16 protein-coding genes and 1 other RNA gene are annotated in these 18,336 nt (G+C 44.0%); 11 read left to right on the forward strand and 6 right to left on the reverse strand.

Annotated elements, in window-relative coordinates; genetic code table 11:
• Positions 1–67: 67 nt before the first annotated feature.
• On the reverse strand, positions 68–550 hold the full coding sequence (rlmH, locus tag NI455_RS05290; RefSeq protein ID WP_004646335.1) for a 23S rRNA (pseudouridine(1915)-N(3))-methyltransferase RlmH: 483 nt from the start codon (positions 548–550) through the stop codon (positions 68–70).
• A 167-nt stretch (positions 551–717) separates the two neighbouring features.
• On the opposite strand from rlmH, the gene NI455_RS05295 reads away from it, so the two are divergent.
• The gene (locus NI455_RS05295) at positions 718–1,650 is read left to right on the forward strand and encodes a M28 family peptidase (protein WP_086043997.1); all 933 of its coding nucleotides are present in this window, start codon (positions 718–720) and stop codon (positions 1,648–1,650) included.
• Positions 1,651–1,722: 72 nt separating this feature from the next.
• Here NI455_RS05295 and lon read toward each other — a convergent pair whose 3' ends face one another.
• Complete coding sequence (gene lon / locus NI455_RS05300) at positions 1,723–4,149, reverse strand: endopeptidase La (protein ID WP_253112833.1); 2,427 nt, start codon at positions 4,147–4,149, stop codon at positions 1,723–1,725.
• Between the two features lie 147 nt (positions 4,150–4,296).
• Entirely contained in the window at positions 4,297–4,878 is a 582-nt protein-coding gene (locus NI455_RS05305; protein ID WP_005267045.1) for a 5-formyltetrahydrofolate cyclo-ligase, read from the reverse strand.
• A gap of 440 nt (positions 4,879–5,318) precedes the next feature.
• Between NI455_RS05305 and NI455_RS05310 the strand changes: the two genes are divergently transcribed.
• From NI455_RS05310 to NI455_RS05340, 7 genes are all read left to right on the forward strand, one after another.
• Positions 5,319–5,801 (forward strand): VOC family protein, encoded by a 483-nt coding sequence (locus NI455_RS05310; RefSeq protein WP_253112858.1) that lies wholly within the window; start codon positions 5,319–5,321, stop codon positions 5,799–5,801.
• A 201-nt stretch (positions 5,802–6,002) separates the two neighbouring features.
• On the forward strand, positions 6,003–6,593 hold the full coding sequence (locus tag NI455_RS05315) for a hypothetical protein (protein WP_253112835.1): 591 nt from the start codon (positions 6,003–6,005) through the stop codon (positions 6,591–6,593).
• A gap of 359 nt (positions 6,594–6,952) precedes the next feature.
• Positions 6,953–7,216 (forward strand): hypothetical protein, encoded by a 264-nt coding sequence (locus NI455_RS05320; protein WP_004279500.1) that lies wholly within the window; start codon positions 6,953–6,955, stop codon positions 7,214–7,216.
• A 67-nt stretch (positions 7,217–7,283) separates the two neighbouring features.
• The gene (gene uca, locus NI455_RS05325; protein ID WP_253112836.1) at positions 7,284–10,883 is read left to right on the forward strand and encodes an urea carboxylase; all 3,600 of its coding nucleotides are present in this window, start codon (positions 7,284–7,286) and stop codon (positions 10,881–10,883) included.
• 12 nt (positions 10,884–10,895) lie between these two features.
• On the forward strand, positions 10,896–11,603 hold the full coding sequence (locus NI455_RS05330) for a GntR family transcriptional regulator (protein WP_253112839.1): 708 nt from the start codon (positions 10,896–10,898) through the stop codon (positions 11,601–11,603).
• A gap of 214 nt (positions 11,604–11,817) precedes the next feature.
• Positions 11,818–13,104, forward strand: coding sequence for a PQQ-dependent sugar dehydrogenase (locus NI455_RS05335; RefSeq protein WP_435574930.1), 1,287 nt, complete (start codon positions 11,818–11,820; stop codon positions 13,102–13,104).
• 307 nt (positions 13,105–13,411) lie between these two features.
• Positions 13,412–13,573 carry a YqaE/Pmp3 family membrane protein gene (locus tag NI455_RS05340; protein ID WP_195724964.1) on the forward strand — a complete coding sequence of 54 codons (162 nt, stop codon included), beginning with the start codon at positions 13,412–13,414 and terminating at the stop codon, positions 13,571–13,573.
• A gap of 208 nt (positions 13,574–13,781) precedes the next feature.
• Here the strand turns inward: NI455_RS05340 and ssrS are convergent.
• From ssrS to NI455_RS05355, 3 genes are all read right to left on the reverse strand, one after another.
• Positions 13,782–13,965: non-coding RNA, 6S RNA (gene ssrS, locus NI455_RS05345), on the reverse strand.
• A 97-nt stretch (positions 13,966–14,062) separates the two neighbouring features.
• Entirely contained in the window at positions 14,063–14,350 is a 288-nt protein-coding gene (locus tag NI455_RS05350; RefSeq protein ID WP_004279505.1) for a cell division protein ZapA, read from the reverse strand.
• Positions 14,347–14,904 (reverse strand): hypothetical protein, encoded by a 558-nt coding sequence (locus NI455_RS05355; RefSeq protein ID WP_004279506.1) that lies wholly within the window; start codon positions 14,902–14,904, stop codon positions 14,347–14,349. The genes NI455_RS05350 and NI455_RS05355 overlap by 4 nt, the downstream gene beginning before the upstream one ends.
• A 64-nt stretch (positions 14,905–14,968) precedes the next feature.
• Here NI455_RS05355 and NI455_RS05360 point away from each other — a divergent pair, with 64 nt between their 5' ends.
• The 3 genes from NI455_RS05360 (at position 14,969) to NI455_RS05370 (ending at position 18,248) form a co-directional block, all read left to right on the forward strand.
• On the forward strand, positions 14,969–15,601 hold the full coding sequence (locus tag NI455_RS05360; RefSeq protein WP_253112843.1) for a UPF0149 family protein: 633 nt from the start codon (positions 14,969–14,971) through the stop codon (positions 15,599–15,601).
• A 129-nt stretch (positions 15,602–15,730) separates the two neighbouring features.
• On the forward strand, positions 15,731–17,065 hold the full coding sequence (gene pepP / locus NI455_RS05365) for a Xaa-Pro aminopeptidase (protein ID WP_253112847.1): 1,335 nt from the start codon (positions 15,731–15,733) through the stop codon (positions 17,063–17,065).
• A gap of 613 nt (positions 17,066–17,678) precedes the next feature.
• Complete coding sequence (locus NI455_RS05370) at positions 17,679–18,248, forward strand: GNAT family N-acetyltransferase (RefSeq protein WP_180037759.1); 570 nt, start codon at positions 17,679–17,681, stop codon at positions 18,246–18,248.
• Positions 18,249–18,336: the final 88 nt, after the last annotated feature.

Genomic DNA, 18,336 nt, shown 5'->3' on the forward strand with positions numbered 1-18,336 from the left:
ATAGAAATAAGAGCAGGAGAGATTATTCAACAAAACGTTGCATATAAAGAACGCTTTAGCAAAATCATTAGCCTGCCCGATGATAAGGATGATTATTATTGATGCTCATAGCACGATAGAGCTGCTCGATCAGCATGACACGTACCAGTGGATGCGGCAGAGTTAACTTGGAAAGTGACCAGTGCCATGCAGCAGCTTTACGCACGGCTTCTGAGTGACCATCCGGTCCACCAATCGCTAGTGCTACATCATTGCCTTCCAGCATCCAGCCTTTCATGGTTTCAGCCAGTTTTTCGGTACTGAATTCGCGTCCGCCCACTTCTAGTGCAATCAGGGTTTCATTCTGCTTGAGCGCATTTAAAATGCTGTCGCCCTCAATATTGCGGTATTTCAGAATATCCGCTTCAGAATCATTTTTCCCGCGCTTGGCCATCGGCAGTTCAATAATCTGGGTCTGTACAAAAGGCTGAATACGTTTGAAATAATCTTCAAAACCAGTCAGCACCCACGCTGGCATTTTTTGACCAATGGTCAGGATACGGATTTTCATACAGACAGATCAATAATTGGATACCTCATTATAACGATCAAACAACATGAAGTTGAGCAGGGAAACAAATTGAAATTGAAATGAGAGATTTAGTGTTGCTTTAATGTCCTTAGTTCAAGTATCCGCTTGATAAAGGAATGGAATAATAATAAATGCGGAACAGTGTCATGATAAAAGGATGTTGTACTGTGCTGCTGTTACTGATAGGCCTCATGGGGCCTAGTCTCTGTGCAGCCAATTCGAGCAAAAATGCTCAGGTCTCTCATCTGGAATTATTTTTTAGCCAGATCATGAGTGTCGATGAATACCGAAATTATAAAAATCTAAAAGAGCTGAATCGGGTATCTGCCTGGATTAAAGGGCAGATGCAGCGCTTTGGTATTCCATGCCAGTTTCAGGTTTATGTGGTCAATAACCTGAGTTACCGAAATGTCATCTGTAGCTTGGATACTCAAGCCAAAACCAAGATGGTGATGGGGGCACATTATGATGTCTTTAGTGCCCGAAACGGTGCTGATAATAATGCCTCAGGGGTAGCGGGTTTACTGGAAACTGCAAGATTACTGGCCCTGCAAAAATCCAAGCTCAAACATGATGTCGAATTTGCTTTCTATACGCTTGAAGAGCCGCCTTTTTTCAAGACAGAACATATGGGCAGTTATATGCATGCCAAGTCTTTAAAAAAGCAGAAGCAGAAAATTGAGGGCGTGGTGATTCTGGATTCGATTGGTTATTTTGATGAACATCAGGTGCAGAGCTATCCGGTGGGATTAAAATGGATTTATCCACGACATGGCAATTTCATTGCAGCCATTGGGCATTTAGCCTCAACTGGCCTGACTGGAGATTATTGTGATGCCATGCAGCGTTTTAACCGTCTGGAATGTCAACGCTTTGTCAGCCCAAGTTTTGCTCAGGATATGAATTTCTCGGGCTATCTGAATTATGCCAAATTCAACTATTCGACCATGCTGATTACCGATACTGCGAGTTATCGTAATCCTTATTACAATACCGAATTGGATACCCTCGACAAGCTTGATCTGAACAAGATGACTCATGTGATTGATGGATTGGTTACGATGGCACTACAGCCATAATTCAGTTGTTTTATTCAATAACTCAATAAAAAACCCTGCCGAAGCAGGGTTTTTTATACGAAACATCAAGTCTTAATGACGTGCTGCTTTGGCTGCTTCTTTGGTTTTGACAATGGGTGCTTTCACCAAGGCTTTTGGCATTGAGATCAGCGCCAGCGGTAAAATCTCATCAATCGATTTCACAGCTTTGATCTCCAGACCTTCCTTCACATTTTCAGGAATTTCCGCAAGGTCACGTACGTTGTCTTGTGGAATGAAGACCAGTTTGATGCCACCACGATGTGCTGCAAGCAGTTTCTCTTTCAAGCCACCGATGCGCAGTGCACGACCGCCCAGACTGGTTTCACCTGTCATTGCGATATCAGGACGAATCGCAATTTTGGTGAACGCAGACACCAGTGCCAATGTCAGGGCTAAACCAGCAGATGGACCATCTTTCGGGGTTGCACCTTCCGGTAAATGCACGTGTACATCCGTTTCTTCGAAACGAGAAGCTTCAATACCCAGCTCATCGGCACGGGTACGAACCACCGTCATTGCAGCCGTAATCGACTCTTTCATGACATCGCCCAGAGAACCGGTAGTAATGAACTTACCTTTACCCGGAACCGCAGCAACTTCAATCGTCAACAGCTCACCACCGACTGAAGTCCAGGCCAAACCGTTCACGCGACCGATTTGCGCTTCTTCTTCCGCCATACCGTAGTCAAACTTATGTGGACCCAGGTATTCTGGAAGGTTGCCGGCATTGACTTCAACCTGCAGGTTTTTGGCTTTCTTGCTAACCGCTTCTTTCACCACTTTACGTGCAATTTTGGATACTTCACGTTCAAGGTTACGTACACCGGCTTCACGGGTATAGCGGCGCACGATGTCACGAATCGCTTCTTCATGCACGGTCAGCTCTTTAGCACGCAGACCATTGTTCTTGATGGCTTTCGGCACAAGGTAACGATCGGCAATGTTGACTTTCTCTTCTTCGGTATAACCCGGAAGACGAATCACTTCCATACGGTCCAGCAGGGCTTCAGGAATGTTCATGCTGTTTGCAGTACAGATAAACATTACTTCAGACAGATCCAGATCTAGATCTAAGTAGTGATCGCTGAACTTGCTGTTTTGCGATGGATCAAGAACTTCAAGCATCGCAGAAGCAGGGTCACCACGGTAGTCTTGCGCCATCTTGTCGATTTCATCGAGCAGGAATAACGGGTTTTTGACACCCACCTTGATCAGGGACTGCACAATTTTACCTGGCATCGCACCGATATAGGTACGACGGTGACCACGAATCTCGGCTTCATCACGTACACCGCCCAGCGCCATACGCACGAACTCACGACCGGTCGCTTTGGCAATTGATTCACCCAGTGAGGTTTTACCCACACCTGGAGGTCCTACCAGACACAGAATCGGGCCACGCAATTTTTTTACACGTGACTGAACAGCCAGATATTCCACAATACGATCTTTGACATCGTCCAGACCATAGTGGTCTGCATCCAGAATTTCCTGTGCCTTGTTCAGGTTGATGCTGACTTTGCTGGCTTTATTCCACGGTGTATCCAGAATCACTTCTAGATAGTTACGCACCACAGCTGCTTCACTTGAAGCCGGTTGCATGGCTTTTAACTTGCGGAATTCGTTTTCAGCTTTCTTGCGTACATGCTCAGGCAGATCTGCTTCAGCAAGACGTTTTTCAATCTCGGCAACATCATCTTCTGCGCCGCCGTTCATATCCGAAAGCTCGCGCTGAATGACTTTCATTTTTTCATTCAGGAAGTATTCGCGCTGGTTCTTTTCCATCTGACGTTTTACAGAATCATGCAGGGTTTGCTCAATCTGCTGTTCTTCAGACTGCTGCAACAGATACGTCATCAGCTCGGTCAGATGTGCTTCGAATTGGTCATGTTCCAGGAATTTTTGTTTTACTTCAATATTCAATGGAACGCGGGTCGCAACGAAGAACAATAACTGCAGCAGATCTTCAATCTTGTTCGCCGCCGTGATCAATTCACGTGCATTACGCAGTTTGGCTTCTGCATATTGAGCGAAAAGCGCACGTAATTCCTGCAGACGTAAAGCTTGGGTGTCTGCATCGACGCTCACCGTCATTGGGCTGAGTTCATGCTCTGCTGTCAGATACTCAGTTTCGTCAATGATGGTTTTCAGCTTGGCACGGTGTAGGCCTTCGATCAGGACTTTAATACAGTTTTCATCATTTTCGTGATTCACAACTTGCACAATCTTCGCGACAGTACCGTATTGATATAAATTGTCGTGATCAATTTCTTCTGTAAGCGAATCTTTTTGCGCAACTACAAATACTAGATTGTCACTGTTACGAGCCACATCAACTGCATTGATCGATTTTTCACGACCGACAAATAGCGCAATTTGCATATGCGGATAAACCACCACATCACGCAACGCCAAAAGGGGTAGTACACTTGGAACCTGAGGCTCTAAGGTTTCTTGATTCATAATAATTTCAGACATGAGCACTCCTAATGAGTGACAACGGTGTTGCCATGCTTTTAATAGTGATGGGTAATTTTAAAAATACAAGGGCAGTTAAGATTAAATTGTATGAAAAATGACTAATTATGTGATTTTAAAGTAGTTAGCAAGGGTAAAATTGCAAAATTAACGTTTGAACTTTATAAAAACTGTCGGGGTGATTAAAGCATCAAGGGGCTGATCCCATGTTTCACGTTTTAACGGCTGTGCCAGCAGTTGAAAGTCATGCGCCAGCCCCAGACGGAATGGACGCCCAGGTGCAGAAGCCAAGGTACGATCATAAAAACCGCCGCCCATACCAATCCGTGTGCCCGAAGTATCACAGGCCAATAGTGGCATGAGCAATAAATCCAGTTTGGAAACATGTACACCACGGGTGCTCATGGGCTCTCGCATACCCAGCCGATGATGGGCAAAGCGCTTGTTATGGTATTGGTGCTGGGTGATCCGGATCCAGACCAGCTGCTGATTCATGTCGCAAATCGCAGGCAGATAAACCTGTTTGCCCAGTTTAAAGCAGCGTTCAATAATCGCCTGGGTCTGAATCTCCCCAAAAGCATGCAAATACAGGCCAATACGTTGGGCATGAATAAATTCTGGACTGCGGATCAGACGGTTTAGAACTTTTTGTGCGGATTGCCTTTGCTCAAATTTAGAGAGATGACGACGCGTTTTACGAAGGTATCTTCTTAATTCCTGAATGGTCATAGGGCAAAAAGCATATGCAACAAATTTGTGCTCTAGTCTAAGTGGGAATTCTGGAAAAGTAAAAAATAATTGTAAGCTGCAATTTTATATTATTCCGTATCTGCTTATTTAAATTCGGCTAATTTTGCCGCCAGTCTAAAAGTTAAAAAACTAAAAAGCAGTTGCATCACTGGTTTTTAAGATGTCATGAGAAAGGATATTCAATCTAGTTGATTCACGATTTTCCAAGCAACCGATTGTTCAGTGATAAACTCTGGAAACGCATCAGTTTAAGCACTTTGAAACAGCTTTCGATCAATAAAAATACAATTCTAAAGTAGGTTTATTCTGTTTTTGGTGAAAGATAGACAAGGGATCATATAACTATTCTCGACCGATATATGCGACACATTGGACTTAGGCAGAACGCGTAAGACCTAAATCAATGGAGATTGAAGATGATGAATATTGCGAAGAACACCGTCTGCCTTTGGTACGATGACGATGCCGAAGGTGCAGCACGATTTTATGCAGAAACCTTTCCAGACTCCTCAATTGGCGCGATCAACTTTGCACCCGGAGATTATCCCTCTGGGAAAGAAGGTGATGTCATTACGGTCGAATTTACAGTAATGGGCGTTGCCTGCATCGGGTTGAACGGTGGTCCTGGTTTTCAGCATAATGAAACATTTTCATTTCAGGTGGCGACTGAAGACCAAGAGGAAACAGATCGCTACTGGAATGCCATTGTGGGCAATGGCGGTCAGGAAAGTGAGTGTGGCTGGTGCAAGGACAAGTGGGGCATTTCCTGGCAGATTACGCCAGCGGTCCTCATCAACGCCTGTAACAGTCCTGACCGTGCTGCGGCCAAGCGCGCATTTAATGCGATGATGACCATGAAGAAAATTGACATCTCCGTGATCGAAGCGGCATTTCATGGTTAAGCGCCAAAGATATTGTCTTTCATTCGAGTTGATATTGCTGTGTAGCGCAATTTCACTGCAATAGTTAAATCTTCTCCTTTCTTTTTATCAACTCAAATTATCCCTCAACTCTATAAGGATCCGTTACAAAAATTTCAGATCAATCCAACTTGATTTGAACCTAAATCCAATTTCTTCATGATGATTCAAGGAGAATGTGCCATGAATTTTCCTCAATTACTGCTTATGGCGGGATGGGTCGCGCTGTCTGCACCTGCCGCTTTAGCCGTTGAACCGCCCATGTCGGGCAAAGCTAGCTCAGGTGCAGCTTCCTCTGCCGCCGATAAGAAAGCCATTGCAAGTGCCATGACTGCCGCACCTAAAAAAGTAGCCGCTGCGGCCACGATTGTCGCTGTCGGTGCAGATGGCAAAATGCGTACCTTGCGCAAGGGCAATAATGGGTTTACCTGTATGCCTGATAATCCGACTACGCCAGGTCCAGACCCAATGTGTATGGATCAGGCCGCTCTAGAATGGGCAGAGGCCTGGATGGGACATAAACCGCCCACAGTCGGGAAAGTAGGCTTTATGTATATGTTGGCAGGCGGTACGGATGCCAGTAATGTCGATCCCTATGCCAAGAAGCCCACTACGGGCAATCGTTGGGTCAAAACGGGTCCCCATGTCATGATCGTCGGTGCTGAAGCTCGTTTCTATGATATGTATCCTAAGCATACGCAACCGGATACCGCTGTGCCCTATGTCATGTGGTCTGGGACGCCTTATCAGCACTTAATGATTCCTGTGAAGTAATGAATCACCGCAATGACAAATGCACACTGATTCAACCTTTCAATTCGGATATTTAATACACTCAATTTTTATGACTGTCCTAAGCTACAAATAAAATAGTTCACTTAGAAGCTCATCAACAGATGGGCTTTTATATGAGTATTGCAAAAGTTGAAATAATGCAGATCATGCAATATGAGTTTCAGAATAATTTTTGCACTGAATTGAAAACAGCCTGAACCAAAAACAATCATCTAACGAAATTCTCCCTAATTTATACATCTTAAATTTTATTAAAATATTGAAAATAATATAGAAAATTAAACTGGCATAAGTTCTGCATAACTGTATTCAAACTTGGATACAAGAATGGATACAGAATGCTTCATCAGAAAATGATCGGCTGGACAGTCCGAAAATGGCGCGATGCCGATCAGCCAAAACAGCTTCAACTGAATCATCTTGCTCAACGCACTACCCATGTTGAGGTGGGTGAACTTGTCTGGATTCCGGTTGCGAATGCTGCACCTCTTCAAGCAAAAAACGATGCATTTAAAAAAGCTGTATTTGCGGACGGTATGTATCAAAGGCTACGACACAGAGCAGCGAACATAGTCGATAGCGGCTTTATATACAGCAGCTGAATCAGAAAACAACGAAATAGACCCATTCAGCAGATTCAAAAAATAGAGAAAATAAAAGGGGATTCACATGTTTAAAACTGTACTGATTGCAAATCGCGGCGAAATTGCTGTTCGTGCCATTCGCACATTAAAAAAAATGGGTATAACCAGTATAGCCGTCTATTCAGAAACGGACCGTTATGCACAGCATGTGATTGATGCAGATATTGCAGTGTCCTTAGAAGGTACCAAACCGAGTGATACCTATTTAAGTATTGAAAAGCTGATTGCCGCAGCCAAGAATACCGGGGCCGAAGCAATTTTCCCAGGTTATGGTTTTCTGTCAGAAAGTGCTGACTTTGCCCGTGCCTGCGAAGCAAATAATATTGCTTTCATGGGGCCAACACCGGAGCAGATTCTGGAATTCGGCTTAAAACACAGGGCGCGTGAACTTGCCGCAGCTGTCAATGTACCCATGACTCCCGGTACAGGTCTGCTAAATAGTCTGGATGAAGCCTTAACTGAAGCTGAAAAAATTGGCTATCCGGTTATGCTTAAAAGCACAGCAGGCGGTGGCGGAATTGGCTTGACCCGTTGTGATAATGCAGAAGCACTTCAGGAGGCCTATGAAAGTGTAAAACGTCTGGGCGAACAGTTCTTTAAAGATGCCGGAGTATTTTTAGAGTGCTTTATCGGTCGGGCCCGTCATGTCGAAGTTCAGATTTTTGGAGATGGACAGGGACAGGTAGTGGCTTTGGGCGAACGCGACTGTTCACTGCAGCGCCGTAATCAGAAGGTTGTGGAAGAAACACCAGCGGCACAGTTACCTGAAGCAACCCGTCAAAAATTGTATCAGGCGGCAGTTGAACTGGGCAAATCGGTGGAATATCGCAGTGTCGGTACGGTTGAGTTTATTTACGATGCAGCACGTGACGAGTTTTATTTCCTTGAAGTGAATACCCGTTTGCAGGTGGAGCATCCGGTGACTGAAATGGTGACCGGTTTAGACCTGATTGAATGCATGTTGAAAGTTGCAGCAGGTGATACTCTGGATTGGAAGCATCTAAGCAGTATTCAGCCTCAAGGTGCAGCGATTGAAGTACGCATCTATGCCGAAGATCCAGTTAAGAATTTCCAGCCGAGTCCAGGGATTTTGACCGATGTCTTTTTTCCGGAAAATGTCCGGGTTGATACCTGGGTGAGTACCGGAACTGAAATTTCCCAATACTTTGACCCGATGATTGCCAAGATTATTGTGCATGCTGAAGATCGTGATACTGCCATTCATACGCTTAAATCAGCTTTAGCTGAAACTCGCCTGAATGGTATTAGTACCAATCTGGATTATGTGCATACTGTTATTTCAGATCCGCGTTTTGAGCAAATGCAAATCTGGACACGCATGCTGGATGATTTCAAATATGTGCCGAATGTGATTGAGGTGATTCAGCCGGGTACACAAAGTTCCATTCAGGATTATCCGGGTCGTGTCGGGTATTGGGATATTGGTGTACCGCCTTCAGGCCCAATGGATGATTATGCTTTCCGGCTGGCCAATAAAATTGTTGGGAATGTCGAGGCCGCCGCCGGGTTTGAATTTACCCTGCAAGGTCCAATCCTCAAATTTCATGCAGAAAATATCATTGCTTTAACTGGCGCACCTTGTCCGGTAAGTCTGGATGATGAAGCAGTAAATTTCTGGCAGCCTGTTCAGGTAAAAGCAGGCCAAACCCTAAAAATTGGACAGGTTGAATCTGGATGCCGGACCTACCTGGCTGTACGAAATGGTCTGAATGTGCCGGAATATCTGGGTAGCCGTTCTACCTTTGCTTTAGGTAATTTTGGTGGACATGCAGGCCGAGTGTTACGGGCTGGTGACATGATTAAGATGGTGAATCCTGAGCTGCCGGCCGATGGTCTACCTTTAGCGATTGCAGAACCTGAAGTTTTGGCAACAGATCTGATTCCAAGTTATGGCAAGGAATGGAAAATTGGTGTGCTCTATGGTCCGCATGGCGCTCCTGATTTCTTTAAAGCTGAATATATTGAGGAGTTTTTTGCATCAAGCTGGAAAGTGCATTTTAACTCGAACCGATTGGGTATCCGTTTAACCGGACCGACGCCAAGCTGGGCGCGTGAAAATGGCGGTGAAGCGGGTCTGCATCCATCCAATGTACATGACTGTGAATATGCCATTGGTGCGATTAACTTTACCGGTGATTTCCCCGTAATTCTTGCCAAAGATGGTCCGAGCCTGGGTGGCTTTGTCTGTCCGGTGACCATTGCCAAAGCTGAACTCTGGAAAATTGGTCAACTGAAAGCCGATGACACGATTAGCTTCTATCCAATCTCGGTAAAGCAGGCCAATGCGCTGGAGCGGCAGCAAATTCAAACCCTCCAAAACTTTGCCAAGGCAGAGATAACCAGCGAGGCTGAAATCGTTACAGTTCAGGCAGAAAGTATCCTGGCATTGCGTGAAGCTACGCCAGATGCACCAAAAGCTGTATATCGTCAGGCAGGTGACAGTTATATCTTGCTGGAATACGGTGATAACGTACTGGATTTGGCCCTACGCCTGCGCGTACACCGCTTGATGCAACTGATCCGTGAAGCTGATCTTGACGGTATCCTGGAATTATCACCTGGTGTGCGATCCTTGCAGATTAAATATGATGGTCTGCGTTTGAGCCAGCAGCAACTGATTCACTTCCTGCTTGGTCTTGAAGAACAGATGGGTGATTTACGTGACATTAAAATACCTTCAAGAATTATCCATTTACCCATGGCCTTTGAGGACTCAGCGACTCTGGGTGCGGTTGAGCGTTATCAGGAAAGTGTCTGTGCCAAGGCCCCATGGCTACCGAATAATGTCGATTTTATTCAGCGAATTAATGGTCTAAACACTCGTCAGCAAGTTAAAGACATTATTTTTGATGCCAATTATCTGATTTTAGGGCTAGGTGATGTATATCTGACTGCACCTTGTGCAGTGCCCATTGATCCGCGCCACCGTTTACTGAGTTCCAAATATAATCCGGCCCGTACTTTTACCGCTGAAGGTACAGTCGGGATTGGTGGCATGTATATGTGTATTTATGGCATGGACTCACCGGGTGGCTATCAGTTGATTGGCCGTACCGTACCGATCTGGAATAAGTTTAAAAAGAACAAGCAGTTTGGCGATCAGCAATGGTTCTTACGCTTTTTTGACCAGATTAAATATTATGAGGTCACTGAGGCCGAACTGGATCAGTTCCGTGCTGATTTCGCCCATGGTCGGGCAGAAATTAAAATTGAGGAATGTAAGTTTGACTTTGCAGCATATCAGGATTTCCTTGCTGCAGAACAGGACAGTATTGCTGCTTTTAAAGCACAGCAGCAAGCTGCTTTTAGTGCGGAGGTGGAACGCTGGAAAGACGATTTTGATGCACCTGTAGAAATAGAAGTGCTGCAGGATGATACCGATTACAGCCAGTATGTCCCTCTCAACGCCTCTATGACCGGCAATATCTGGAAGATTTTTGTAGAAGCCGGGCAGATTGTGAAAAAAGGCGACACGGTGGCCATCATCGAGGCCATGAAAATGGAGCTGCCGGTCTATGCTGACGATGATGGCATTGTCAAAGCCATTATCTGCCGTTCAGGTCAGACCGTGCATAGCGGTGAACCGCTGGTTTATATGGAGTAATGGATTGAGCCTATGACCCTTGTCCCTAATCCAGCCACTAAAGCGACCGGAAAAAGCTCAGACAATCTGTCTGAGCTGGTTTTCCAGAAAATTAAAAATGACATTTTTGACTTTAAACTCATGCCGGGAGAACGGTTTACCGAATCAGAAATTGCTGAAAGCTATGCCGTAAGCCGTACACCCATTCGGCAAGCCTTATATCGTCTGCAGCAGGAAGGCTATGTCGAGGTGCAGTTTAGAAGTGGCTGGCAGGTTCGGCCACTGAATTTTAAAGCCTATGAGGAGTTATATGATCTGCGAATTTTGCTGGAATGTTATGCAGTCGAACAACTTTGTCAGATGCCTGAAGATCAGTTGAAAGCCGCTCTGGAAATTTTGATTCAAACCTGGTGTATCAAGCCAGAACAGTATCTCTATGATCTCAGAAAGTTATCCGCACAAGATGAAGCATTTCATTGTCATTTGGTATTTGCAGCCGGCAATGCGGAAATGGCGAAAATTCACAGTGAGATCAGCGAGAAAATTCGCATCATACGCCGTCTGGATTTTTCCAAAGATTATCGGATTGAGGCCACCTATGCCGAACATCAACAGATTTTAAGGGGATTACTTGCACAAGATGCAGCGTTCTGTCTCTCTATATTGGATGCCCATATCCGGCACAGCCGTAATGAGGTGAAAAAAATTACACTGGAAATGTTATCCTCTAGTCCTGCGTAAGTTAATCAGGATAAATTTATTTTATAGCAAGAAAAATATCAGACCTGACTTAAAATTGATAACCAATTCATAACCAGAAAAAACAAGAACCCGCTAGTGGCATCTCAAATTGTTTTTTAAAGTAAGTTGAGGATGATAATAACAAGAGATAAAAATGCTTCATCAGCCTATTCAACTTTTACTTACAGGTGCCGGCTGTGCACTTCTCCTAACCATGACTGGATGTACCATGCCTTCCAAGTCGCCAATCAATGACAGTTATGGTTCCCAGCCACATTTGCCCAAACCAAAATCAAGCTTGCTGCCTACGGTCAATATTGCACCTGCTAAAGGTTGGCCTGAAGGTAAAATGCCGACAACAGCGACAGGTTTAAAAGTTCAGGCATTTGCCAAAGGGTTGCAGCATCCGCGCTGGCTGTATGTATTGCCGAATGGTGATGTACTGGTGGCTGAAACCGATGCACCGCCTAAGCCCGATGACAGCAAAGGGATCAAAGGCAAAATCATGAAATGGGTGATGCAACGTGCAGGTTCATCGCACCCCAGTGCCAACCGCATCAGTCTGCTTCGCGATAGCAATGGAGATGGGGTGGCTGAACAAAAAATCGTATTTTTACAGAATCTCAATTCTCCATTTGGCATGGCACTGGTCGGCAATATGTTGTATGTGGCGAATACTGATGCCCTAATGCGCTTTCCTTATCAGAACGGTGCGACTCAAATTACAGCAGCCGGTACCAAGGTGCTGGATTTACCGGCAGGCCGTTTAAACCATCACTGGACCAAAAATGTTATTGCCAATCCTGCCGGCAGCAAACTCTATATCACGGTGGGTTCCAACAGTAATGTTGCTGAAAATGGCTTAGAGCAAGAACAGGGCCGGGCACTGATCATGGAATTTGACATCACCAGTGCTCAAGTACGACCTTTTGCTACCGGACTGCGTAATCCGAATGGCATGGATTGGCAACCCCAGAGCGGCACACTTTGGACGGTGGTGAATGAACGTGATGAGCTCGGCAATGATCTGGTTCCTGATTATCTGACCTCTGTCAAAGAAGGCGCTTTTTATGGCTGGCCCTATAGTTATTATGGCCAACATGTAGATACGCGGGTCAAACCGCAAAACCCTGCGCAAGTTGCGCGGGCAATTCTACCGGATTATGCATTGGGCAATCATACTGCGTCATTGGGCTTGGCCTTCTATAAGGCAGATCTGATGCCTCAATATCGAAACGGTGCGCTGATTGGCCAGCATGGTTCATGGAACCGCAAACCGCACAGTGGCTATAAAGTGATTTTTATTCCCTTTCAAAATGGACAACCGATGGGCCCACCTCAAGATATCTTGACTGGATTCTTAAGCGATCAGGGCGATGCATATGGGCGACCGGTCGGTGTGGCGGTAGATTCTTCAGGTGCCATTTTGGTTGCTGATGATGTCGGTGATGTGATTTGGCGAGTATCACCCTTGTGTACACCAGCTGTAGTAAGTAAATAAAGGTTTAGGGATTCAGGATTTTATTCGGATCTGAATCTGTGGAAAGTAAAAGTTAAAGCAAAGACTGTTTCATTCAAACGTCAATATTTTGATTGAAAATATGCAAAGGCTAGCGGATTTAAAATAATTTTTAAGCTTCATTTAAGCTGGCTGAATTAGGCTTTCAGGATATTTTTACGCGTGATTACAGCATGTACAGAGATTCTGCTGATCCTATTAAAAATATCTAAATCTAAGTGCCAGTTTTAAGTGCCAATAAAAACTGGATATAAAAGTTAGAACGTTGCAAAAAAAGAGGGTTTTAAGAATGAAATCAATTGTTGCATTTATTTTCCCTTGGTCATTATTTATGGCCCTTCATCGACCAGCCGAAGCCACAGTATGCTTAATGCTTCAGATTTCGATTTTAGGCTGGATTCCTGCTGCAATCTGGGCCATGCATACTTTATATCGGGATAAAATAGCCTGAAAATAGGAAAATAAGTTACTGAAAGATTGTTTGATTTTGACGGAAGTAATTAAAGCCCTATCTTTTTTATGGCTAAAGATTTTTTTTCATTCCAGATGATGAATACATCAATAAAATGAATCTAGAGGAATGTTCGAGAGAAATACTACAAAATTAAAATAAGAGGAAATTCAGGAAAAATTATAATTATATTTTGAAAACGAAATTGAAGTACTCCGAAGATGCCGCTGCATGTGTCGTTACCCTGAACCCGATGAGTTCAAGGAGGATGCGACGTATACTTGCTGGGTTTCCCATACGGAGATGGGCATACACTCTAAATATACAGAACACACCCATAAGTGTTAGTATCGGCAGGGGAATAGACCCGCTGGCGAACACCTCAGAGTTAAGTTAATTATAAACAATAATCCCGGTGTGGCAACTCTATGCTGTTCATGAACTGTAAACAGTTCGGTCGAATGTCCGAAGTTTAAACAGAATTCGAGATTATTCAGTCAGTTCTTCAACTTCTTCTAAAATAGTTTGTAACAAACGCTCGCAATGCGCATATTGTTGCAGTGATCTATTCATATTCAAAACCTCCTGCATCAGCTCAAGTGCCACCATAATAATCAGCTTACTAGGTTCCATGCGTGGCGCTTTACGGCGAAATTCATCATATTTGTCATTCAATAACTGTGCTGCGCGCTCTAATTCTTCCTGCTTGTCAGGAGTAGAGGCCAGACGGAAACTATGCCCCAATACTCTGAGATCAATTGCAATTTGTTCACTCATGATGAGGCTTCCTCAGTCGCTTCAGTCGGATGGGCCAGTTGTTGAATTTCCTGTGCGTGATGATCCTGCGCAGTACCGAGAATCGCCAGACGTTGAATAATCGCTTCAACCTTGGCTTTGGCATTTTCATTTTTCTGGGTTAAGCGTTCAGATTCCTGAGTCAGACGCTGAATTTCCTGCTGGGCATGACGCTGTTCAAGGATCATCTTTTCCTTAACTACGCGCAGCTCATTTCGTTCAGCCAGAATTTCCTGAAAACGGTTTTTCAGATCGGTACAGCTTTTTTCCAGACGGCCATAACGGTCTGCCAGTGCAGTTGCATCATTATTGAGCAGTTGAAATTGGGCACGAGAATCCGTCAGCTGTTCAGTCAGATTTTCATTTTCTTGTTGTTTTTGCGCAATCACGCTGTTCTTTTGTTCAATTTGCTGTTGATGTTGCATCATTGAAGAGTCTTGCTCTTCGCGCAAACTGGAATTTTCACTTTCAAGCCGTGCAAGTCGCGTTTTTAACACGCCGATCTGCACTTGTAGACGCTGTAATTCTTCTAACATATCGAGGTCGCACAGTGTTGCAAACAAAGGTAATATATAAGCAGTATAAAGATTGGATAAACGAATGCAAGACGATATTTCAGGTTGGACCGAATGGCACCGCAATTTTTCTTCAATTGAGGAAATTTCTAGCCCTAGCGAACTACATGGTTTGCTGACTGGCATTGTTTGTGTCACCCAGGCGCCAAGCAGTGAAGAGTGGTTACAGATTTTACAAACACTGGATGTACCTGAACTGGATGCCGAAGCATTAGAGTTGTTGGCGGGCGAAGCTGAAGATGTGTTCCATGCATTGTCTGAAGATGAGCTGGATTATTTACCTTTGCTGCCTGATGATGAGCATGTGCTTTCAGAACGCGTACAGGCTCTGGCGGACTGGTGTGCAGGCGTGGTCTTAGGTTTCGGACTGGCTTCAGGACATATCCGTCAGGATGAAGTTGAGCTGATTGAACATTTACAAGATGTAGCCGCAGTTGAATTTGAAGACTCAGACGATGATGCTGAAGGTGAAGAAAGCTATCAGGAATTGTACGAATTTGTGCGTCTGATTCCTGTCAGTCTGTCTTTAGGGCGTAAAAAGGTCGAAGTTGAAGAAACGCCACTCTTACAGCAATTTAGTCAAAAAAATCAGCCTAAAGTCGCTACTACAGAAGCGCAAAGTGTAGTCGAGATTTTCTCGCCTAAACGTCTAAGCTGATGAAATGCTGAGGTGAGTCATCACCTGCTTGAAATCAGGCATATATTTTGCTGTTTACAGTGAAATCTATAGTCTGATTTCAAGACTATATTCTAAATACAAGTATTGATCGATAAGAAGTAAGGTGTAATGAAGAAATTGACACAGGCAGTTTTTGAGGAGCGTCGCGCAATCCTCGCAGGGGAAATCGGTTTACGCAGTATCGCTATTATCGCGACCAGTCCGGTAGCCATGCGTAACCGTGATGCAGATTATAAATACCGTGCAGACAGCAGTTTCTTCTATTTAACCGGATTCGCGGAACCTGAAGCTGTGGCTGTGATTGAAACCTTTGACACTGAAGAAGAAGGCTATAGCTACAGTTTGTTCTGTCGGGAACGTAACCGTGAAATGGAAATCTGGAATGGCTACCGTGCGGGTATTGATGGAGCTATTCAGGATTATGATGCAGATGAAGCCTATGCAATTGATCTGCTAGATGAAGAAATCTTAGAAAAGTTACAAAATAAAGATCAGTTATTTTATCGCATTGGACAGCATGCAGAGTTTGATGCTCGGGTAGCGAAATGGATTGCAACTGCAAGTGGTGAAAGCCGTCGTGGTACTTCTGTGCCAGCGCAAGTAATTCAGCTGGATCGTATTGTTGATGAAATGCGTCTGCATAAAGATGCAAATGAAATCGAACTGATGCAGATTGCTTCCGATATTTCTGCTGATGCACATACGCAAGCGATGCTAGCAGTACGTCCGGGTATGATGGAATATGCGCTGGAAGCCGAGCTGAATTATGTCTTTGGCAAAAATGGCGGTGTTCCGGCTTATAACAGTATTGTCGGTGGCGGTGAAAATGCCTGCATCCTGCATTATGTAGAAAATGACAAAGAACTGAAAGATGGCGATTTAGTCCTGATTGATGCTGCAGCTGAATATCAGCTCTATGCTTCAGATATTACCCGTACTTTCCCGGTCAATGGTAAATTCAGCCCTGAACAGAAAGCCCTGTATAACGTGGTGCTGGATGCTCAAATCGCGGCAATTAATGCCGTGCAAATTGGCAATTCGTATAAAGAACCGCATAATGTTGCAGTACGTATTTTGGTGCAGGGTTTGCTCGATCTTGGCTTGATGCAGGGTAATATCGACGAGATTATAGAAAAAGAAGCTTTTCGTCAGTTCTACATGCACGGTACGGGGCATTGGCTCGGTATGGATGTGCATGATGTCGGTGCTTATAAGGTGGACGGTGAATGGCGCTCGTATGAAGAGGGCATGGTCGTGACCGTTGAGCCGGGTCTCTACATCGCGCCTGATGATGAAACAGTCGATGCCAAATGGCGTGGAATTGGTATCAGGATTGAAGATGATGTGGTAGCCACTGCAAATGGCCCGCTGGTTTTAACTGCGAAAGTTGTCAAAACGGTAGAAGAGATTGAAGCATTGATGGCGAAAGCGCGCGCTGCCTAATCCAAGAAAAATACAGAAAGCCGGTCGCGAGATCGGCTTTTTTTATGACATTTCTATGCCGTTTTAAACAAGAATTCCTAGCTATATCGAATCGATCAAAAAGTGACTTAGCTTACGTTTATCTCGAACAAGTCAAATAAAACTAACCTAAGTAAAATTTACAGCTTAAAAAGTGACAGGAAGTCAACACAGAAAATCTGTTTTTAGCATCAAAGCTACATAATTAATAGAACCATCCCCAGATCTACAACAATGCCTAGCTAAAGATTGATGATCACTATCATACAAATAAGATTAGATTGTACATGGTTGGATAAATTTTTTTAAAATATCTGTTAGCTCAAAGATCGAGTTATATTTATACAATTATCTTAAAATAAGAAGAGAATAGTGATTGTAAATGAGCCTCCTGCTACTGAAAGTGAATATCAGCTCATTTATAAATGGCTTGATTCACAATTTTATCATTCAGGATCTACGAGCATCAGTATGTATTCAAAATTGTGCGAAGCGAGTAGATCGAGTTATACCAATTTGACTAGGTTTGCGATCGAATCGTATAAGTGCCAAATGAAATAATAACATTCCGTTTTTTAATGCCGAATTGATAAAAGTGAGTATAAATATTTTAGTTGCTGAATTAAAGACAACTTGGTTGGAGTTAAGAGCATATAAAGTTGGAGATGAATTTTCATTATTCCAAGAGTATTGTGGCGACGTTGAAGCATCAAAATACTTACAACGACAGGTGCATACAACAGTCGGTCAAACTCAGCAGATGTTGCAGAAATGGGCGTTAAGCTATTGGCAGCAACCGATTAAAGGATTTTCATGGGTGATTGCTGAGCGAAAAAGTCATCTGGCAATCGGGTTACTAACGATTATTCAACAGCAAAATAACAGCCTTGAAATTCATTTCGGACTTGGTCCTCGATTTCAGGGGCAGGGCTATATGCTTGAGGCGATGAAAGCGGTGATTCAGTATTTTAGACAATATCTTACATTTAAATCACTAGATACTTTCTGTGATGCAGAACATATACAGGCACACCAAGTGCTTTTAAAGACAGGGTTTGAAATCGTTGAACGGATCAATGCCTATACTGTATTGCCGAAGTTGGGGACTGAAAAGCGCGATGTCTTGGTTTTTCAATATAGGCTGGATCATCATGGAGAAAACTAGGGTCTGTTGACATTTACTGTTCATAATTAACCCTATAAAGGTAGCCATAAAAATATACAGGCTAAAGCAACAGAACTTTGATAATTTC

The sequence above is a fragment of the Acinetobacter lwoffii genome (assembly GCF_024129435.1).
Classification (GTDB): Bacteria; Pseudomonadota; Gammaproteobacteria; order Pseudomonadales; family Moraxellaceae; genus Acinetobacter; species Acinetobacter lwoffii_F.